The sequence below is a fragment of the Deinococcus depolymerans genome (genome assembly GCF_039522025.1).
GTDB lineage: Bacteria > Deinococcota > Deinococci > Deinococcales > Deinococcaceae > Deinococcus > Deinococcus depolymerans.
Genome location: NZ_BAAADB010000004.1, coordinates 53,165 through 72,272, shown reverse-complemented (window position 1 = coordinate 72,272; position 19,108 = coordinate 53,165). Strand labels below are relative to the sequence as shown.

The window sequence follows — 19,108 nt, the reverse complement described above, 5'->3', positions numbered from 1 at the left end:
ACGTGGACTTAACAGATCGGTGGTGTTCCGATCTGTTAACGAAACAAACGGAATCCGTATCAGTAGCCCCGCTGCGAAAGTCACGCCACGCTGGCGACGGTGGCGGTAGACGTCCTTCAGCACGTTCAGACGCCGCATGACATGCTCGGCCGGCCGGCGGGTCGACGCCAGTTCCAGGTGCTGCTGACGCCTGAACAGCGTCAACAGCGCCTTCTTGGTGGCCCTGGGCGGCGTGACTGAATATGATGCTGCCAGATGCCCCTGTATCCGGCGTTGCCGATCAGCGCCGTCTCTGGATGGATCTGGACGCCCGACTGCCGGAACAGGGTGAGGTCATGCATGGACCCGAAGGCGGTGGCAACGCACAGAATCATGCGGGTGGACACGTCGATCACGACCGGCGTGTTCAGGGTGTGTCGTTTCTTCTTGCCGCTGTACCAGCGGCGTTGTTGGCTGGTCGGCCGCTCACAGGGGGTTTCGGCGGCATCCACGGCGATGATCTGGAAGACGTTCTCGTCCCGTTTCAGGCTCTTGCAGCCAGGAAGTCGGAACTCTCCGCTCCCGGTCAGGGCGGTTTCGACGCGTTCCACCGCGCAACGCACGGTGGTTTGGCGGATGTTGCATTCGTGGGCGGACGTGCGGTATTCACGCCAGAATTGGTGGGGTAAGGAGGAGCCGTCCACCCGCGTTGAGGGCCGTGGGTCAACCGGACTGTTTCTTGAAGCGTTCTTGCTGGCCTAGAACGGGTTCCATCCCGGCGAAGGTTTCGGGGCAGATTCCGGTGTGCCGTTTGAAGCGGGTGCGGTTGGGCGGTCGGCGGCGTTCCAGATGGTCGTGGCTCACTCACGCAGCGTGGCTGGGACCTGTCCTCTCATGGCCGGGCGTCCTCTGGGGTTGTTTCGGGTGTGTCGGGGAGTCCGTCCTTGTAAGTGGCGACTGGCGGGCCGGTCAGGCGGTTGCGGCCGGCGGCTTTCGCTTCGTACAGGCGGCGGTCGGCCAGGTCGACCAGCGCGCGGGTGGACGGCGCTTCGCGCAGGGTGGCGAGTCCGGCGCTGATCGTGGTGGGTGGAACGCCGGGCAGGCGCAGGTTCCGCACGTGACCGAGCATGGCCTGCACGCGTGCGTGCGCCTGCTCGCCTGTCTGGTCGGGCAGCAGCAGCAGGAATTCCTCGCCGCCCCAGCGGATGGCCGCGCCGCCGGGGGGCAGGTCAGATCGCAGGAGTCCGGCGACGGCGATAAGGAGCGTGTCGCCGGTCTGATGGCCGAGGTCGTCATTCACGCGTTTGAAGTGGTCGATGTCGATCAGCGCCGCCCACAGCTGGCCCGGGTGGTGGGCGTGGACAGTGACGGCCGTGTCGAGGGCGGCCTGCCCAGCGCGGCGGTTGAGCAGCCCGGTGAGGGGGTCGGTGGTGGCCAGGGTCCGGAGGGCCTCGCTGCGGATGCGTTCCCGGTTAACGGTCAGGCCGTGCTGGGTGAGGTGCCAGATGACCGGCAGGGTCAGGGCGGTCAGGATGACGCCCGGCACGTCCGGCGCGGCGCTGGCGAGGGCCGCCAGGATCAGCAGGGCGTACCCGGCGCTGACGAGCAGCGCAGCGGGCCGCACGGGCAGCCACGTGAACGAGAACAGGGCCAGCAGGATCAGGTGGATCAGCAGGCCGGACGTGACGGGCCGCGCGCTCAGGACGACGCTGTGCACGTTCGCGGCGAACCAGGCGAGCAGCACGCCGACGCTCAGGCGGTGCAGGGCGCGCAGGGTCACGCGGGACCAGAGGGTCAGGGTCAGGAGGCTCAGGGAGATCAGCAGCGCCGGCAGGGCGCGGCCCGCCTGCCGCTGGGGGTCGGCCTGCGTCCACAGGTACAGCAGGATCACGCCGTTCACGGCCGTGCTGAGCGCGGCCAGCAGTTGCAGCGCCTGCCGCTGGCGGCGTTCGCTGGGGCGGGCGGGGCTCAGGGTGGACGGCAAGGACGGATCGGCGGGCCGGACGGGGATTCACCTCCTGTGTGTGCTGTCCATGGTTGCCTGTCTGGCGGATGAATGCAATGGCCGGGCGGGTCTGGTGCCCGCGCAGGCTCCGGGCCGTTTCAGCGGCCGGGTCTCTCCCCGCGCAGCAGGTCGGGCTTCCGGCGGCCGGCGGGGATCAGGCCGCGCCGCTGCTTCTTGCCGGACGGGACGCCGGGGGCGCGCACCCGCAGAGGGTGGCTCTCGGTGCCCGCACAGGCGGTCGTCCTGCGATGCAGGGTTGATTCCCTGTTCACGCAGGGCGGCAGGGTCCGCCGGAAGGTTCCCTCACCGCGGACCCGCGGGTGGGAACCGTGACAGCGCTGTATGGATCCGTGCGGCATGATGCGGTCATGGAGGAAGCGGCAGACGAGACGCGGCGCACCTACTACGTGTGGGCCTGCGTCGCCGGGCTGTTCGCGAGCGGGATCCTGACGGTGCAGGCGGCGCTCGGGGACGGTCCGGAGCGCCTGTACTTCCTGTTCACCCAGCCGTTGATCGCGTTGTTCTGCGTGACGGCGCTGCTGGTCGTGACCCTGCGGCTGGGGCAGGTGGGGCGGCTGGAACGGCTCGCGCTGCTGGTGGTCACGGTCGCCGCCATGGGCCGGCTGCCCTTCGATCTGCTGGCGCTGGGCGGGCCGGCGGCCGGCGCGGAGGCGCAGATGGTCATCGGGCTGTTGCTGTGCGCGGTGCTGGCGTTCCTGACGCTGGGCTCCCGCGCGGCGACGGCGTTCGTGCTGACGGTCTACGTCGTGCACGCCACCCTGATCCTCCAGCATGAGGTGAGCCGCGGCGGTCCGTGGCTGACGGCGCTCGGCACGCAATTCGCGCTCGGGACGCTGCTGACGCTGCTGGCCGCACTGTTCCACTTCCGGATCGGGTACGTGCAGATCAGCCATGACCGGGACGCGCTGCGGACCCTGGCGGTCACGGACGCCCTGACCGGCCTCCTGAACCGCCGGGGCGGGGAACGCGCCCTGAACGCCCTGAACGCCACGCGCCGCGCGTACCTGCTGGCGGTGGCGGACGTGGACGACTTCAAGGGCCTCAACGACCGGTACGGGCACCCGGAGGGGGACCGGGTGCTGCAGGTCCTCGCGGGGGGCCTGCAGCGGGCGGACACGGCCGTACGCTGGGGCGGTGAGGAGTTCCTGATCATCACGGAGCAGGTCGGGCCGGACGGCGTGGCGGAACTCCGGGAGTTGATCCGCCACGCGCACGAGCGCCTGCAGGCGCTGACCGGTCCGGTCACGTCCGTCCCGGTGACCCTCAGTGTCGGTGCCGCGCATGTCGCCCCGGGCGAGGCGTGGCAGGACGCCCTGCGCCGCGCTGACGAGGCGCTGTACGCCGCCAAGGCCGCCGGGAAGAACCGCGTTCTGCTGGCCGGGACCGCGGGGCGCCGTTGACCCGGCTGAAGAGCGCCGTGCGCCCTGTCCAGCCGGGCCAGCACCGCCTGAAGGACGTGCGAGTCGACGCCGCCGAACTCCGGTCCGCAGGGCGGCGGGTTCCCGCTGCTGGTCGCAGCCACTGAGGGTCTTGCACGGACGGCCGTCTGTTTCGCCCTCCACCCGCCAACGCGCCGGGTGGCCAACGCCACGCCCGACCGTCCGTTCCGCTCCCTCCGCAGCCCTCCGAATCCGCCCGGATGGAAGTTCTCGCAGTCCATTCAATCGGCAGCCGTATCCGCCTCATCCCGTCGCCCGGGCCCTCGCTCCGCGCTGAGTCCGGGCGCGTCGCGGATTAAACGGGGCGCTGCAGGTCACCTCCCAGACGCTCCCAGTGCAGCCACGCTGCCTGCCGGGCCGCCCGTCGCCGGGCCTGCGCCGCCCGGCTCAGCCCGGGGCGGTAAGGCGTCAGCAGCGGGTCACGGCCCGTCAGTTCAAGCAGGGTCTGCGCGTCCTGCGCGTCCCCCAGGGACCGCAACAGCGCCACCAGTGCCTCCGGGGACCGGGTGCGCAGCTCCAGCACTGCCCGGTAGCGTTTCAGGGCCTTACGCCAGTCATGCCACTGCTCTGCGTGGACCCGCCCGTCGCGGGGCGGCACGGTCGCCAGCACCCGCCCTGTCTCGGCAGCCAGGAACCGCTCCCAGCGGCGGCGGCCCGGTGAGTCCGGGAGTCTCGGCACCCGCCGCGGGAGTGTCAGGCTGCCCAGCAACGCCGCCCGCTGCGCGTTCCAGGCGGTCAGCACGGCCGTCACCTCCGCGGCCGGCACCGTCAGTGCCTGCAGCGCCTCCCGGACCAGCGGCCCGGTGACATCGTGATCCCGCAGGGCCGACGCGGCGCGGCGCACCTGCTTCCACACGCGCCGCCCGCGTTTCGGGAGGCCCCCGACCCGCGCGTGTACCTCCGCCTCGCGCGCCAGTTTTCGCAGGCGGTGAACGGCTTCCTCGTCACCCTTCAGGGCCTCTGCCCGCAGATGACGGTACTGGCGGTGAGCTGACAGTGAGCCCATGAGTCGAATCGTACCGCGTCACGGATACCAGCGGGTCATGCAGCGTCGCTGATTAACGGAGCATGGTACGGACTCCGAGTGAATGGGCTGCGAGAACCGCTCCATCCGAGCGAAGCGACCCCGCGGGCTGCTCCGCAGAGTGGGCGCAGAATGGACGGTCGGGCGTGGCGTTGGCCACCCGGCGCGTTGGCGGGGTATGAACGAAACAGACGGCAGCCCGTATTAGACTGAACTTACCCTCCACCAAACTCTACTCAGTTCAAGCAGTTACCAACCGGAGTCCGTATAAGGCCGATATCGACGGTTCCCGCAACACGCGCGCTGAACGTCAATCCCGTCCAGAGGCAACGGATTACCCATGGGCATGTGGTCATGACAGATGCTTGAGCGGACTGGTGCGACTGGACTGAATGGCGTGTGGGACGGCCGTGAGCAGGCCCAGCGGAATCAGGAGCAGGGCGCGGGACGCCAGCGCCCAGGTGAGCACTGGCGGCGCCAGGGTAAACCCGAGCTGCGCGCCCAGCACGCTCCCCCCGACCCTGCTGGCCAGCAGGGCCAGGGCCAGACCCAGCAGCACGCCGGCGGTGACGGTCAGGCCCGTTTCCAGCAGCACCAGCGTGGAGACTGCGCCGCGCCCGGCACCCAGGGCGCGCAGCAGGGCCACGGTGCGCTGGCGTTCCAGGCTGGACGTGTATACGCTCAGGGCCACGGTCAATGCCGCGATGCCCAGCACCAGCACGGACAGCCCCGCGTACGCTGCCTGGCCCTGCATCAGCGCCTCCCGGGCCTGCGCGAACACCTGCCCGGGGAAGACGGCCATGGCATCCTTGCTCGCGTTCACGCGCTGCGCGGCCGTGTAGATTCCCGCGAGGTTCTCGGCGGAGTACAGCACGGCGGTCACGGCCTGCGCCTGCGCGGCCTGCGCCCCGTGCACCTCCCAGACCGTGTCGATGGAGGTCAGCACGGCCCGGTCAATGGGGCCACCGGTGGGGGCCAGCACGCCCGTGACCGTGTACGGCTGCCGGTGCCCGGCGTCGTCCTCGTGCGGCCCGGTCTCCACACCGTGCGCGCCGGTGAACGTCCGGCCGACCTGGAGGGCAGCGTCACGGGCGACGCGCGCGCCGATCACGGCGTCATGCTCTCTCGTGAAGACGCGTCCCTGCGCCAGCCGGAAGTACGGCGGCAGCGTCGGCTTGAGCCGCTGGTCGAAGAACGCGGCGGTGGTGCCCACGATGGGAAAGCCCGCGAAGTTGTCCCCCAGGGCGAGGGGAACGGCCCGCCGCGTGCCGGGCAGCTGCCGCAGGTCCTGATACACCCGGTGGGGCATGTTGCCGATCGGGACGTCCAGGTAGAAGAGGGTCGACATCACGGCCTGCGTGCCGCTGCCGGGCGCGGTGACGAGAAGGTCGAAGACCTGCGCGGCGTCCTGCGCGCCCCGCTCGACCTGCCGGGTGACCATGGGCACGACGAGCGCCGTGGCCGTGGCCAGGGCCACCGCCAGGACGGTGATGAGCAGGGCGCCCAGGCGGTGCCGGAGGGTGCGCAGCGCCGTCCAGAGGGCCAGTCTCACGCGGGTCCCGGCGTGACGTGATACCGCAGCGGCAGGCTGGCGGCCACCGCCTCGTCGTGCGTGACGACAATCAGGGTGGCGTCCAGGTCGCCGGCCGCCTCCCGCAGCAGGGTCAGGGCGGCCGCTGCCCGGTCGCGGTCGAGGTGCGCGGTCGGCTCGTCGACCAGCAGCAGCCCGGGCCGGTGCGCGACCGCGCGCGCAATGGCCACCCGCTGCCGCTCCCCGGTGGACAGCTGCGCCGGACGGTGCCGCAGGCGCGCGCCCAGGTCGAGGCGGGTCAGGGCGTCACGCGCCCGCTCGGCCGCCCTGGCCGTTCCCGCGACGCGCAGGGCCAGCTCCACGTTCTCCAGCACGGTCAGTCCCGGCATGAGGTGAAAATCCTGAAAGACGTACCCGACGTTCCGGCGGCGGAACGCGTCTCGCTGCGCTTCTCCGAGGTCCGTCAGGATCAGGTCGCCGTACGTGACGCGGCCCGACTGGGGGTGGAGCAGACCCGCGAGCACGTTGAGCAGGGACGTCTTCCCGGTGCCGCTGGGGCCGGTCACGGCGAGCTGCGCGCCCGCGGGCCAGGCGAAGGCCGGGTAGGCCAGCGTGACCTCCCGGGCGTGCTGGACCCGCAGGCCCTCACCGGTCAGGGGCGCGGGGGTCAAGCGGACTGCACCCGGTCTGCGTAGAGGCGCACGAGACTGACGAAGCCCGTCTCGTCGTCTTTCTTGACACCGATGTCGAGGCGCCCGGTGACGGTGAGGCCCCGCACGGACGGTTCGAGTTCCTTGCCGTCCGGCATGATCACGAGCACGATGTCCGCGGGCCAGTCGGCGGCGGTGGTGCAGAACGGGCAGGTGGCCATGGGTTCGCGGGTCAGCACGAAGAAGTCCAGTTTGGGCTTCAGGGGCGGGGCCATGTAGCCGCTCATGGTGACCTTCTGACCGCTGAGCGCCTTGAGTTTGCTGCTGTACTCCACGCCGCGCACGGTGACGCGGCCGTACAGCTCACTGAATTTGACGGTGGCGGCCGTCTGCGCGCTGGCGCGGCCCAGCCACCAGGAGACGGGCACGGCGCCCAGCAGTTTGAGGATGGTTCGGCGGTTCATATGTCCTCCGGGAGGGAAGCGAAGTTCCTGCCGCCGCAGATCGGGAGGCAGGGTCAGGAGGGGGCCGCGCGCAGACCCCAGGGCGTTATACGGACTCCGGTTGAAAGGGTTGCGAAATTCTCAGCGGACTCGCAGGGCTGCGCCGCCCAGCGAGCAGGAGAGAAACGCCCCTCCGGGCGTGAAGTGAACAGATCGGAACACCACCGATCTGTTCACGAAACAAACGGCAGTCCGTATTACTTGTTCGTGCGGGCGTCGAGGCCCATGGCGCGGGCAATCCCGAAGAAGATCTCGGTCTGGTCGATCACGCCGCTGAAGTTCTCCGCGCCGGGCCCGAACGCGAACAGGGGCAGGGGGTCGGCGGTGTGCACGCCCTGTGCGCTGGCGGGGTCGAGGTTCCCGACGCGCTGCACGGCCCCTTCACCGCAGATTTTGGGATTCGGTACGAAGCCCGCCTCCGCGCCGGTCTTGCCGTTGCTGACCGTGGGATCCAGGAACTGGGGGCGGCCCAGATACGTTTCGCAGTAATCGGGCGTGGCGGCGAAGCCCACCGCGTACGTGCGGCTGGTCTCGGGGACCGGAAAGCCGTTGGCATCGCGCTGATCGCCGTAGGTGGGGAAGCCCGCCTTCTCGTACGTGCCGACCGCTTCGCGCTTGCCCGGGCCTTTGGTGGCGTCGTACCCACCGTAGACGCTCAGGGAGTGGGCGTGGTCGGCCGTGACGAGAATCAGGGTGTCCGGGTGCGTCTTGGCGTACTCCTTGGCCCACGCGACGGCTTTGTCCAGTTCGAGTACGTCCCACACGGCGCGCTGCCAGTCGAGCGGGTGCTCGTACTTGTCGACCATGCCCGCCTCGACCATCAGGAAGAAGCCGTTCGGGTTCTTGTCGAGGGTCTCGACGGCCTTCTTGGTGCTGTCCCACAGGAAGGGCATGTCGGTGAAGTCGCCCAGGGTTTCCTTGCCCTTGTACTGCGCGCGGTCCAGGTAGCTGGGGATGTTGTCGATGTTGAACAGCCCGAAGAGTTTGCTGCCGGTGGCGGCGTTCAGTTCGGTGCGGGTGCTGACGAACTGGTAGCCGAGTTTCTGGCTGCCGTCGATCCAGTCGGTGGTGTCCTTGCGGCGGCTGCCGGGGGAGGTGCTGGGAATGAAGTCACGGCTGCCGCCGATGAGCAGCACGTCGGGTTTGACGTCACCGTTGAAGTACTGGTCGGCAATTGCCTGGTAGTCGCCGCGGCGGCGGGTGTAGGACGCGAACGCGGCGGGCGTCGCGTCGGTCCCGAACGCGCTGGAGACCAGGCCGACGCTCTTGCCCATGCTGCGCTTGAGCATGGCGGTGATGGTTTCCACGCGCGGGTTGTCCAGCGTGTCGGCCGTGTTGTCCGGGTAGACGTTCAGAGCGTTCACCTGAATCTTCTGGCCAGTGGCGATGCTGCTGGCGGTGTTGGCGCTGTCGGCCAGGGCGCTGTCGAAACTGCTGGTGGTGACGGTGGCCATGCTGGACAGGCCCGTTTCCATGGCGAGCTTCCCGGTCGGGGTGCCGTTGGCGGGATTGTAGGGGTACGCGACCAGTTTGGCGGCGTTCACGGTGTTCCAGCCCAGCCCGTCGGCGATGAACAGGATCACGTTCCTGGCCTTGGGCTTGTAGAAGAGTGACTGGAAGCCCTCAGGGCGCGTCGCGGCGACGGTCCACTTCGCGATTTTCGTGACCGGACCGCCCGCGTCGGTGAAGGTCACGCTGAGCGTGTGCGTGCCGACGCCGAGGCTCTGGGCGCGCACGGTCCACTCGACGCTGGTGTCCTTGGTGGTGGTCTTGACGAGTCCGGTGACGGCCTGGCCGTTGAGGGTGATCACGGCGTCTTTGAAGTCCCTGACGTCCTCCGCCTCGACGCGCAGATCGAAGTGTTGCCCGGGAACGAACTGGGCGCCGTCGTAGGGATACACCTGCAGTTTGGCCGCGGACGCCGAGGCGCTCAGCAGCAGGGCCGTCATCAGGATTCTCTTCATGCTTCTTAAGTTCACGACGGCTTTGTCAACAGAGCGTCATAACGCCCGCGCGGGCTGCTGGAGTGGAACACGACGCGCGCCGATCTGGAAACCGGAGAGAGCCCACCACGGACGTCACGGAAGCCTGCTGTGTGGCCGCCCGGGACGGATCCGCCCGGTTCTGCGCAGCACGGATGTGGACACGCGGAGCTGACACAGTGTGGGCGGTCACCGTGTTGAGTTCAGTCGGTGGTGTCGGCGTCCGGTTCGGTCCAGGCGAGAACGGCGCTGGGCAGCAGCCGGACAGGCAGGCCATTCCAGATTCTGCATCCGTCCGGTGTTTCCACCGTCATCAGCTTCACCACGCCCAGATCCACGCCCAGAACCGTAGGTTCACCGTCACGGACGGCTGGCGTGTGGGGGAGACGAAGCGGAGCCATGACGAACCAGTCCGTTCCACGCTGGAACAGTTTGGCGTCGCCATGAACGAATTCAAGTTTGGAGGCCAGATGCACAGGAACCGAGAGGGGCAGCCATTTGTAGTGACCCCGCTTCCCGGTGGAAGCGCGCAGCAAGAAACGCTCACCGCGTTTCAGGATGGCGTAGGCGTTGACGCCCAGACCGATTCCCTGAGACTTCCCGACCTTTGGAAAGGCGGGACGGCGCTCGCCTGTTCGCAGTCCCCAGTAGGAGCGGGCCAGGGCCACGCCTGCGTTGACGACCATGCGGGCGTAATCGCTGGGCAGGCCAGTGTTCTCGCGGATGGCGGCGTAGCAGGCGTTGTGGAGTTTGGCCCGACTGCTGGTCTTGTCGGATTCGGCCACGCTCAAGACCATGCCCACTCCGTTCCGGAACGCCTGATACGGATTCCGTTTGTTTCGCCAACAATCCGGAACTTCACCGGATTGCCGGCTCCACGTCCGGAACCCGTTTTACTCGGGGTGACCTGAGACTCGGAACTAAAACCTGCGCTAAGGAATCAGCGCTGTTTACGCCGCCAGATTCGGAGTTCCGCATCGGCTGAAGCGTCGCTGATTTCGGCATACCGCAAGGTGGTCTGGATGTGGCGGTGGCCCAGCCGCTTGCGGATGGTCCCCAGACTGACGCCCCCATTCACCAGTTCCGTCGCGTGGCTGTGGCGCAACTGATGCAGGCTGCAAAGCACGCCTGCGCTCGCGGCGTAGCCCTGCCAGCGTTCCTGCACACTCTGATACCGCAGCGGCCCACCGCGCCCGTTCTTCTGGGCCTGAAACAACGGCCCATGTGTGTAGTCCAGAGACCGCAGATACTTCCGCAGCGCGTTCACCAGGCCGGGATCATAGAGCAGCACCGTCCGGCGCTGCGCTCCCTTGCCCAGTACGGTCAGGTGTTCATCTCCCTTGGCAAGATCCAGATCGTCCAGATGGATGTTCAGCGCCTCGCTGATCCGCAGCCCGGTCTCGAAGACCAGCCGGAACAGCAGAGTGTCCCGCGTTTGCCGCGCAGGAATGACGGCAAAGATGCGCTCGATGTCGTCCCGACGCAGACCGCGCGGGTGGGGCGGCGGAATTTTGGGACGTTCGAGATGGCGGGTGGGGTCAAGATCTGGCCCGCCATGTTGCTGACTCCAGCGACAGAAGCGCTCGATGGTCGTCTGCTTGCGGTTGTGGGTAGAAGCAGCCCACGTGTGCGCTGCGAAGTACGCTTCCAGAGCCGCTGCATCCAGCTCCCTGCCGCTGTCCTGCAACCAGCGCTGGAGGTGGGTCAGGTCTGCCCGGTAGGCCCGGACGGTGGCCGGACTGCGGTTCAGTCCCGTCAGGAACTGCTCGGCGGCGATTTGAAGGTCACTCGCTTCCATACCTGTGATAAGAGTAAATCCAGAGCCGCATTCTAGGATCAATTCCTGTCGTCCAATCCGCTGGCTGTCCTCCAGGTTCCTGTGATAAGGAGAATTACAGCAGGAATGTCAGAAAGGACTATGGGGCTTAATCCGGGGTCACGTAAGAGTTGGAACGAAAATTCACGGTAAGGGTGCTGGCCTGTCAGGTTGAGATGTAGATCTGCCCTGACAAGTGTCAGTTCGAGTCGAAACGGACTTCAACTGGACAGGAAAACGCTGTGTTGATCGCAGGGCGTGCGTGTAGGAACCGGGTATACCCCACCACCACACCTGCCGCAATGCCGCTGTGTGAAGCTGCCGTTCCAGTAGGGTGAAGGTCATGGAGTTGACTGGTCGGACAGCGCTGGTGATTGGTGCGGGTAGTGGGGTCGGGCGTGGTGTGGCCCTGGCGCTCGACCGTGCCGGACTCTCGGTGATTGTTGCGGATCTTGACCCGGTCACGGCGCAGCAGACCGGCGACCTGCTGAGTGAGCGGGCACAGGTCGTTCAGGTCGACGCGACAAGCCAGGCTTCCCTGGCGACCCTGGCCAGCCGCATCCCAGTGCTTCATCTTCTGGTTGTGACGGTCGGCGGCATTGATGTCCGACCCCTGGACGAACTGACGGAAGCGCACTGGCAGTGGGCATGGAACCTGAATGTCATGACCAGCGTTCTGGCGGTGCAGACGTTCCTACCGGCGCTGCGTCAGCAGCGCGGTTCGGGGATTGTCTTAACTGGTTCCGGTTCAGGGTTGAACCTACCGGATCCGGATCCGAATGCGGCTCTGTACGCCACGACGAAACATGCGCTGACCGGGTACACGGGAGTGCTTCGCGCGGCGCTGGCCTCAGAGGGGATACAGGTAACACTGTTGGTGCCGTCTGGTGTTGAGGGAAATCTGGCGGCTACGTCTGCGAGAAGTCGCACTGCGGCGTTCGGGGAAGCGCTTGATGAGGCCAGGGGCCAGCAACCTCCGGGCCGGAGGTTGCTGCCTGCTCCTGCGATCGGGGAGGCGTTAGTTCGAGGGCTGCAGGAAAATCGGACATTCGTCAATAACCGGGGCGCGGACTTTCACGCGGCAATGGTGGAATGGTTGGATGAATGGCAGCGAAATACCGTCACGGTTTCAACCTAAGGGCGTGGGGGTAATGGCAGCGGCTCAACATCACGTGACGACCTCGTCATTGAGTGAGTGGTCTCAGTACCCGACACTTTCCGGGGAGTTCGTCTGGGACGGCATCAACAGGTCGATCAAGTCACACAGGCGTGCTGACTCCCGGCTGAACGATCGGACCAGTTCCCGCAAGCCCATCTTCACCACGCTCCACGCCCGACGACCATGCGCCTTCTTCGGGCAGTCCAGCGTGACTCCGACCAGCACACACCACGTGTAGGTCAGCGTCAACAGGCACAGCAGGCGCTCGACGTGATCGTGGAGCGTCATGTGTGTTCCCTCCAGTTGGAATCCCTTGCTCTTGAGGGCCCTGAAGAGGCACTCAATCAAGAATCTCCGGCGATATCGCGTCTGGATCGTCGTCACCGCCCCGGCGTTGCTGGCGATGATCAGCGACTCGCCGTCTCGCGTGTGCGTCAGGACCACGTTCATCGGTTGCCCGTACACCACCGTGTCCTCGACCAGCAGACCGGCCGTGCCGGTCTGCAAGCGACTCAGCCAGTCTTTGGCGGTCCAGTCATCCATGAGTGTGTCACTTCTCAGGCGCACGCAGATAGGAATCCCACGGCAGGCCAGTCCCTGAATCCAGTCATAGCCGACGAATTCGCGGTCGGCATACAGGACCCGGATGTCCGCTGCACAGAGCAGGCAGAGGGCATCGTCCATGAGGGTGTGCCGGATTTCGGTATGGCTGCCGCCCCCATGGGGCAGCAGCTCGTAGAGGAGGGGGACTGCGACGCCCCGCCAGATGACAGCCAGGAGCAGGACGTTCACGTCCGTCTGGCCATACTTCCAATTTGTCCGGTCGAGGATGAATTCGCGTGGTTGCGCGGAGGGAAGGAGCGTCAGGACCACCCGGGCGACGTCGGCCGGCTGAATGGGATGCCGGTCAAAAAAGCGTTCCACACGGCGGATGACGGAGGCGTTGTGCGCGCTTCAAGGGAAGCGCGAGGCGAGTTCGGCATGCCGAACGTCCTTCCCCCCAAGGAGTGCGAGGACCATGAGAGAAAGCAGCTCGACCTGGTTCTTGCGGAACTCCGGGAAGTGCGCGGTGAAGCAGCGGGTCAGCTTGGCGAGGACATCGGGAGACGCGTTCTGTTCTCGCGTGTCAGCCGTACTTTTTCAAGCCCCCGGGAAAGTGTCGGGTACTGAGCTGGACCACCCTGCAGCGATCAACGCCCAGAACCGCTGCTGGTCTTCTCGCCGTGCCGTTCTTGGCCGTCCTGGTGAGCGTAGCTTACTCCGTCCAGATCGATCTGACTGTCGTTTGATTGGCTTCATCACAACCCCCTAAGTTGAGGTGTTGCGACCACTGTTTGAATCCACCCTGACTTCCTCGATCCGAGTGATGCAGCAGTCCTCCTGGTGGTTTCCGACGCCCTACGGCCATCTCCAACGCCGCTGTGACCAGCGGCGTCTGAAGTCGCTCATTCAGCGCCCAGCCGACAATTTTCCGCGAATACAGGTCCATCACCGTCGCCAGGTACAGCCAGCCCTCATGCATCGGTAGCAAGAGTTTCCACGGGCGAGAGAACAGCGACCAGCACGAAGGCCCAGGAGGCAGGGGCTTGAAATTCCCCGGTCTCATGGGCCTTGATGCGAAGTGACTATGCCTCGCACGCCCAGCCTACCGCACAGCATCATCACTGCGCAGCTGAACCGAATCACCAGCCTCAGCGGTCTCGTTCCCTACAGCCCCCTGCGCAGAAGCGCCATCTCCCAGGAGATGGCGCGGGACTCCTTCGCATCGACGGAAGACCTCCAGCGTCGAGCCAGGAACGCGCCGGAAGGCGCGTTCCTGGCCATTGATTTCGTCATGGTGCCCCACGCCGGACGGACGATGGAAGGCGTCAATTACCACTACAGCGGTCAGGCCCAGACCCGTCTGGGCCATCAGTTCACCTCCGCGGCCCTGGTCAGGTTCGGTGAAGATCCAGTTCCGTTGCTGGAGCGCTTCAAGGTGTCCCAGGCCCTGCATACAGAGCGCTATCCGTACCGTACAGCGACTCAGGAAATGATCCACGTCGTCCAGGATTGCCTCGCGGCGGGCGTCCCCATGGCGGGTCTGCTGCTGGATGGGGAGTTCGGGCGGGACGCGGCCGTGACCTTCAGTCGCGAGCATCAGATTCCGGTCTTGATTCGTGCCAAAGCCAATATGACCGTGCAGTTCGAGGGTGAGTCCCTCACCCTCGGTGCGCTGAGCCGGCAGTTCCCTCCGGAACGCTGCCACCTGTACGCGGAGTTCGGGTGGCGTGTCCGCCGCTTGCCGGTCGCCCGTGAGGTCGGTGGGTTCGATGTCCTGATCGTGTGGCGCAAGGTGCATGGGGAGTGGACACGGTTTTTCCTGTTCAGCACGTTCGGTGGTGACGTCACGGTTCGTTCGCTGCTGCGGGCCTGGAAGGCCCGCTGGGGGATCGAGGTGATTCACCGGCTGTTCAAGCAGAACCTGGGACTGGGACGCTGTCATTGCCGGACGATCCAGGCGCAGGAGAACTGGGTGTGGTGCGTGGTGGAGGCCTTTCACGCGGTGCTACGCGTGCGTCGGGAAGTACCGGGCATGACGTGGCGGGCCGCACAACGGCAGGCAGCTCAGAATGCTGAGAAGTACGTCCTGACCGGGATGGAGCAGGACGGACTCCTGCTTAAGGCCGCGTGACACGACATCGGCAGGGAAGTGGAAACTCTTGGTTAACGAAACAAACGGAATCCGTATCAGACTGACTTTCGCGGCAGCTCTAATGGTCGGCGCCACGCCGGCGGATCCAGTCGGTCATCTCGTCGGCTGGCATGGGCCGCGCGAAATGGTAGCCCTGCATGGCCGCGCAGCCCAGCCGGGTCAGGACCTCCACCTGACGTGGCGTCTCGACCCCCTCGGCCAGCACCTCCAGGTTCATGGCCTGCCCGATCCCGATGACGGCCTCCACGATCGCCACGTCGTTCCGGTCGGTTGCGACGTCCCGCACGAACGCCCGGTCGATCTTCAGGGTGTGCACCGGGAACAGCTTCAGGTAACTCAGGCTGGAAAACCCCGTTCCGAAATCATCGATGGACAGCCGCACGCCCAGGTCCCGCAGCACCTGCAGCCGCTCCCGGGCCGCCTCGGGATGCGGCGCGAGCAGGCTCTCGGTGATCTCCAGTTCCAGCAGCGCCGGCGCCAGGCCGCTCATCGCCAGCGCCCCCCGGACCCGCGACACGAATTCCGGCTGCGCGAACTGCAACGCGGAGATGTTCACCGCGACCGGCACCGCCTCCGGCAGGGCCGCCTGCCACGCGCGCGCCTGCAAGCAGGCCTGCTCCAGCACCCACTGCCCCAGCGGCAGGATCAGGCCGCTCTCCTCGGCCGCCGGAATGAACTCCGCCGGAGAGACCGGCGTGCCGTCTGGCAGGGCCCAGCGCAGCAGCGCCTCCACGCCCATCAGGGCGCCCGTCACGGCGTTCACTTTCGGCTGGTAGTGCAGCGTGAACGCCCCCTGAGCCAAGGCCGCGCGCAGCTGCGTGACCAGCCGGTGCCGGTGCTCGATGGACGCCAGCAGCTCCTGCGAGAAGAACTGCGACCGCCCCCGCCCGGCCGCCTTGGCCTGGTACATGGCCACGTCCGCGTGCCGCAGCAGCGTCCCGACGTCCTCCCCGTCGGTCGGGCACATCGCGATGCCCAGACTGAACGAGGTGCTCAGCACGTGCTCCCCGATCCGGTACGGTTCCGCCAGCCGCGCCTCCAGGCGGTCCGTGAACGCCCGGACCTCCAGGGCCGTGCGCAGCTCGGTGAGCAGCAGCACGAACTCATCCCCGCCCTGGCGGCTGACCGTGTCGGTCTCGCGCACCAGTTCGCACAGCCGGCGGGCCACGGCGCGCAGCAGCTCGTCACCCACGTGGTGTCCCAGCGAATCGTTGACGTACTTGAAGTGATCGAGGTCCATGAACACCACCGCGAACGGCCCCCCGCCCCGCCGGTACCGGGCCAGCGCCTGCTGGATCCGGTCCTGCAACAGCACCCGGTTGGGCAGGTCCGTCAGCGGATCGTGCTGCGCGAGGTGGCTCATGCGCACCGCCATCGCCCGCGTCTCGCTGACGTCATGGAACACGATCACGCCGCCCAGCATCGTCCCGTCCGGCCGGCGGATCGGCGCGGCGGAATCCGCGATGGCACGCACCGTCCCGGTCCGGCTGTTCAGGTTGGTGTCGAAGGCCATGCCCACCACCCGCTGGTCCTGCAGGGCCACCCGCAGCGGGTTACGCACCGCCAGCGTCTCCCCCGCGCCGCTGAGGTGCATGACCTCCTCGATCGGGCGGCCCTCACTGTCCGCCGCGGCCCAGCCGGTCAGGTTCTCCGCGACCGGGTTCATGAACGTGATCTGTCCGTGGGGGTCGGTGGTGATCACGCCGTCCCCGATCGACTTCAGGGTCGTGCGCGCCCACTCGCGTTCCTCGAGGAGCGCCTGCTCCGCCTGGTACCGGCTGGTGATATCCACCGCCAGCACGAACATGCCCCGCACCTCCCCGTCATGCAGGTCCGGCACGTACGAGAACAGCACGTGCCGCTCCTGGCCCTGCGCGTCCGTCAGGTGCCGCTCGAACTGCTGCTTGGTCCCGGCGAGCGCCGCGCGCATGAACGGCTCGTTCTGGCGGTACATCTCCTCCCCGATCACCTCGCGCACGTGCATGCCGCGCAACTCCGCGTGCGGCCGCCCGTACCACTCCTGGTACGCGACGTTCCCGTACTGGTGACGCAACTCCCGGTCCTTGTACCCGATCAGTCCCGGCACGGCGTTCATGATCGCCTGCAGGTGATCACGGGTGCGCTGCAACTCCTCGCGCGCCCGCACCTGCGCCGTCACGTCCCGCAGCGTGCCCGTCACCCGTTCCGGCGTTCCGTCGGCGTGCCAGGCGCTCACCTGACCGCGCAGCAGCACCCACACCCACCGGCCGCTGCGGTGACGCATGCGGTGCTCGAACTCGTACGCCGAGGTCTCCAGCGTCACATGCTGCTGGTAACGCGGCAGCAGCCCGGGCAGGTCGTCCGGGTGGATCAGGTCGCGCCACACGTCCACCGTCACCTCCAGCGACCCGCGGTGGTACCCCAGGATGCGTTTCCAGGCGGGCGACACGTAGATCGTGCCGCGCTCCGGGTACCAGTCCCACACGCCGTCATGACTGCCGTTCAGCGCCAGCCGCCAGCGTTCCGCCTCGGCGGTCACCGCCGCCAGCTGCGCCTGCAGGTCCAGCACCACGGCGCGCTGCGGATCGGCCCGCACCACCAGCAACGCCACGCCCACCTCGCCCTTCACGGCCGAGACCGTCACCGACACCCACGCCGGCCCCTGCGCCGGATGCAGCCGCGCCGGGAACGACACCTCCCGCCGGGCGCCGCCGAGCACCTCCCCCACCGCCCGCAGGTGTCCCGGCAGGTCCGCCGGATGCAGCAGGTCCGCCAGCGTCTCCGCGCCGGGCACCGCCGCGCTCACGTGAGACAGCCAGCGGCCCAGCGCCCGGTTCGCATCCCGGAACTTCAGATCCAGGTCAATCAGGGCCACACCGTCACTGAACTGCGCGAAAGCACCCACGAACGTGAGCCCGGATTGAAGCATGCCCACAGCGTATCAGGCCGGGCCCCCGACCGGCCGCCTTCAGGCACGGTCCTGCCCTCAACCCGAGTCCGTATGCCGCGCACCTGCTGCGGCAGAGGGACGGCTGGTGACCTCAGCGGTCAGTGCCCGTCGCTGCAGGGGCTGCAAGCGTTCAGTGCACGTTCCTGCTCGGCACGCTGGCGTGCCTGCTCGGCAGTGAACAGGTTGCCTTCCTGATGCTCCAGAAGGGCCAGCTCCTCCCAGCATCGCGCCAGATGCTCGTGCGCGTCCGGGTGGTGCGCGGTGGCCGCCGCGCGCCTCAACCAGTGGCGCGCCCACGCTGGTCGGCTCAGCAGACGGTACGCCCGCGCGATCAGCAGGGCCGTCTCGGCCATCGCCAGGGGCTGGCGGGTCATGGTAACGGTCGAATGGGTACGCAGGGCCCATTCCAGCGCGCGTTCCAGGTGCCGGCCCCGCGCCCTTGACGGCCCGGCTTCCGCCAGTGACAGGTACACGATAACCATGTTCGACCGGGCCGAGTACACGCCGTGCCACCACTGCACGCGCAGCGCCACGTCATGCGCCAGTCGCTGGTGGTGAAGGGCCCGGTCGAGGTCACCGAGCCGCCGCAGGAACAGCCCGTAGTTCAGGTGATACAGACAGTAGTCAGGCCCGTCTTCCGGGGAGAGCAGCGAACGCAGCAGCGTGAAGGTCTCCTGGGCGAGGTGCGCCTCACCGGCGAGCATGTGATGCCGCGCGGCCCGCGTGAGAATCCGTGCACGGTTCACGCGTGTCAACTCGGGGCTGTGCAGCAGGTGAAGCAGGGTGCCCAGGTGAGGGGCCGTCGCGCGGAATCCGCCCTGTTCGTCCAGGCACATGGCGCGGAGGGTTTCCAGGTGCGCGGCGTCATTCGCGTTCCGCACCCGGCCCCGCAGTTCTTCCAGCCGGGCCAGGGCCAGGTCGACCAGGCCACCCTGGAGCAGCAGGGTGCACTCGCCGAGTTCCAGTGGAAAGTCGCCCCCCTGCGAGCGGAGGCTCCGCAGGTGATCCGCCACCGACCGACGGTCGGGCTGGAAGGCGACCTGCACGCTGGACACCGTGAAGGCTCTGGACCCCTGGCGGGCCGGACTGCTCGTGATTCTCTGACCGAAGAACCTCGTTTCGTGCTGCCGCGTGAAACGCCACAGGTCCCGGCCCGCCACGTCCGGCGCGAGATGACTCCACGGATGATGGGTGCAGAGCTCGTCAGTCGTGACGTGCCGGTCCTCATGCACGGCCAGCAGGGTGTAGAACACCACCCACTTCTCGGACAGGTCCAGCGGCTCTCCCTGCCAGTACACCGCGCAGGCTCCTTTGTGCAGCGCGGCCGTCAGCACTGGCTTCATGCATTCCACACTCCCGGTCTGCTGGTTTCGGG

The 19,108-nt window shown here is 67.3% G+C and carries 16 protein-coding genes and 1 pseudogene; 3 read left to right on the top strand and 14 right to left on the bottom strand.

Features of this window, described 5'->3' with window-relative positions; genetic code table 11:
• Window positions 1-200 precede the first annotated feature (200 nt).
• From ABDZ66_RS03155 to ABDZ66_RS03145, 3 genes are all read right to left on the bottom strand, one after another.
• Complete coding sequence (locus ABDZ66_RS03155; protein WP_343755978.1) at window positions 201-590, bottom strand: transposase family protein; 390 nt, start codon at window positions 588-590, stop codon at window positions 201-203.
• Window positions 591-702: 112 nt separating this feature from the next.
• The gene (locus ABDZ66_RS03150; protein WP_343755976.1) at window positions 703-843 is read right to left on the bottom strand and encodes a hypothetical protein; all 141 of its coding nucleotides are present in this window, start codon (window positions 841-843) and stop codon (window positions 703-705) included.
• Window positions 844-871: 28 nt separating this feature from the next.
• Window positions 872-1,963 carry a GGDEF domain-containing protein gene (locus tag ABDZ66_RS03145; protein WP_343755974.1) on the bottom strand — a complete coding sequence of 364 codons (1,092 nt, stop codon included), beginning with the start codon at window positions 1,961-1,963 and terminating at the stop codon, window positions 872-874.
• Window positions 1,964-2,352: 389 nt separating this feature from the next.
• On the opposite strand from ABDZ66_RS03145, the gene ABDZ66_RS03140 reads away from it, so the two are divergent.
• Window positions 2,353-3,405 (top strand): GGDEF domain-containing protein, encoded by a 1,053-nt coding sequence (locus ABDZ66_RS03140; protein ID WP_343755972.1) that lies wholly within the window; start codon window positions 2,353-2,355, stop codon window positions 3,403-3,405.
• 334 nt (window positions 3,406-3,739) lie between these two features.
• Here ABDZ66_RS03140 and ABDZ66_RS03135 read toward each other — a convergent pair whose 3' ends face one another.
• The 7 genes from ABDZ66_RS03135 to ABDZ66_RS03105 form a co-directional block, all read right to left on the bottom strand.
• Entirely contained in the window at window positions 3,740-4,450 is a 711-nt protein-coding gene (locus ABDZ66_RS03135; protein ID WP_343755970.1) for a CHAD domain-containing protein, read from the bottom strand.
• Window positions 4,451-4,820: 370 nt separating this feature from the next.
• Window positions 4,821-6,020 carry an ABC transporter permease gene (locus ABDZ66_RS03130; protein WP_343755968.1) on the bottom strand — a complete coding sequence of 400 codons (1,200 nt, stop codon included), beginning with the start codon at window positions 6,018-6,020 and terminating at the stop codon, window positions 4,821-4,823.
• Window positions 6,017-6,670 carry an ABC transporter ATP-binding protein gene (locus ABDZ66_RS03125; RefSeq protein WP_343755966.1) on the bottom strand — a complete coding sequence of 218 codons (654 nt, stop codon included), beginning with the start codon at window positions 6,668-6,670 and terminating at the stop codon, window positions 6,017-6,019. The genes ABDZ66_RS03130 and ABDZ66_RS03125 overlap by 4 nt, the downstream gene beginning before the upstream one ends.
• Window positions 6,667-7,113: a hypothetical protein gene (locus ABDZ66_RS03120; protein ID WP_343755964.1), complete on the bottom strand. Its 447-nt coding sequence runs from the start codon at window positions 7,111-7,113 to the stop codon at window positions 6,667-6,669. The genes ABDZ66_RS03125 and ABDZ66_RS03120 overlap by 4 nt, the downstream gene beginning before the upstream one ends.
• Before the next feature lie 236 nt (window positions 7,114-7,349).
• Window positions 7,350-9,116 carry an alkaline phosphatase gene (locus ABDZ66_RS03115; RefSeq protein WP_343755962.1) on the bottom strand — a complete coding sequence of 589 codons (1,767 nt, stop codon included), beginning with the start codon at window positions 9,114-9,116 and terminating at the stop codon, window positions 7,350-7,352.
• A 221-nt stretch (window positions 9,117-9,337) separates the two neighbouring features.
• Window positions 9,338-9,931: a hypothetical protein gene (locus ABDZ66_RS03110; protein ID WP_343755960.1), complete on the bottom strand. Its 594-nt coding sequence runs from the start codon at window positions 9,929-9,931 to the stop codon at window positions 9,338-9,340.
• Between the two features lie 143 nt (window positions 9,932-10,074).
• Window positions 10,075-10,932, bottom strand: a complete 858-nt coding sequence (locus ABDZ66_RS03105; protein ID WP_343755958.1) for a tyrosine-type recombinase/integrase — start codon at window positions 10,930-10,932, stop codon at window positions 10,075-10,077.
• A 361-nt stretch (window positions 10,933-11,293) separates the two neighbouring features.
• Between ABDZ66_RS03105 and ABDZ66_RS03100 the strand changes: the two genes are divergently transcribed.
• On the top strand, window positions 11,294-12,088 hold the full coding sequence (locus ABDZ66_RS03100) for an SDR family oxidoreductase (RefSeq protein ID WP_343755956.1): 795 nt from the start codon (window positions 11,294-11,296) through the stop codon (window positions 12,086-12,088).
• Window positions 12,089-12,151: 63 nt separating this feature from the next.
• On the opposite strand, the gene ABDZ66_RS03095 is transcribed toward ABDZ66_RS03100, so the two are convergent.
• Window positions 12,152-13,033, bottom strand: coding sequence for a transposase (locus ABDZ66_RS03095; protein WP_343755954.1), 882 nt, complete (start codon window positions 13,031-13,033; stop codon window positions 12,152-12,154).
• Window positions 13,034-13,424: 391 nt separating this feature from the next.
• Window positions 13,425-13,637 (bottom strand): annotated as a pseudogene (locus ABDZ66_RS03090) (DDE-type integrase/transposase/recombinase); the annotation flags it as partial.
• A 99-nt stretch (window positions 13,638-13,736) separates the two neighbouring features.
• On the opposite strand from ABDZ66_RS03090, the gene ABDZ66_RS03085 reads away from it, so the two are divergent.
• Window positions 13,737-14,783 carry a transposase gene (locus ABDZ66_RS03085; RefSeq protein WP_343755952.1) on the top strand — a complete coding sequence of 349 codons (1,047 nt, stop codon included), beginning with the start codon at window positions 13,737-13,739 and terminating at the stop codon, window positions 14,781-14,783.
• Between the two features lie 79 nt (window positions 14,784-14,862).
• Here ABDZ66_RS03085 and ABDZ66_RS03080 read toward each other — a convergent pair whose 3' ends face one another.
• Together ABDZ66_RS03080 and ABDZ66_RS03075 are read right to left on the bottom strand one after the other, a co-directional pair.
• Window positions 14,863-17,712 carry an EAL domain-containing protein gene (locus tag ABDZ66_RS03080; protein ID WP_343755950.1) on the bottom strand — a complete coding sequence of 950 codons (2,850 nt, stop codon included), beginning with the start codon at window positions 17,710-17,712 and terminating at the stop codon, window positions 14,863-14,865.
• A gap of 119 nt (window positions 17,713-17,831) precedes the next feature.
• The gene (locus tag ABDZ66_RS03075) at window positions 17,832-19,076 is read right to left on the bottom strand and encodes a tetratricopeptide repeat protein (protein WP_343755949.1); all 1,245 of its coding nucleotides are present in this window, start codon (window positions 19,074-19,076) and stop codon (window positions 17,832-17,834) included.
• Window positions 19,077-19,108 lie beyond the last annotated feature (32 nt).

Bases quoted from the DNA above. Each gene is read 5' to 3' on its own strand.
- ABDZ66_RS03140 (WP_343755972.1), top strand. From the start codon at position 2,353: ATGGAGGAAGCGGCAGACGAGACGCGGCGCACCTACTACGTGTGGGCC.
- ABDZ66_RS03100 (WP_343755956.1), top strand. From the start codon at position 11,294: ATGGAGTTGACTGGTCGGACAGCGCTGGTGATTGGTGCGGGTAGTGGG.
- ABDZ66_RS03080 (WP_343755950.1), bottom strand. From the start codon at position 17,712: ATGCTTCAATCCGGGCTCACGTTCGTGGGTGCTTTCGCGCAGTTCAGT.
- ABDZ66_RS03075 (WP_343755949.1), bottom strand. From the start codon at position 19,076: ATGAAGCCAGTGCTGACGGCCGCGCTGCACAAAGGAGCCTGCGCGGTG.
- ABDZ66_RS03085 (WP_343755952.1), top strand. From the start codon at position 13,737: ATGCCTCGCACGCCCAGCCTACCGCACAGCATCATCACTGCGCAGCTG.
- ABDZ66_RS03110 (WP_343755960.1), bottom strand. From the start codon at position 9,931: ATGGTCTTGAGCGTGGCCGAATCCGACAAGACCAGCAGTCGGGCCAAA.
- ABDZ66_RS03135 (WP_343755970.1), bottom strand. From the start codon at position 4,450: ATGGGCTCACTGTCAGCTCACCGCCAGTACCGTCATCTGCGGGCAGAG.
- ABDZ66_RS03105 (WP_343755958.1), bottom strand. From the start codon at position 10,932: ATGGAAGCGAGTGACCTTCAAATCGCCGCCGAGCAGTTCCTGACGGGA.
- ABDZ66_RS03115 (WP_343755962.1), bottom strand. From the start codon at position 9,116: ATGAAGAGAATCCTGATGACGGCCCTGCTGCTGAGCGCCTCGGCGTCC.
- ABDZ66_RS03120 (WP_343755964.1), bottom strand. From the start codon at position 7,113: ATGAACCGCCGAACCATCCTCAAACTGCTGGGCGCCGTGCCCGTCTCC.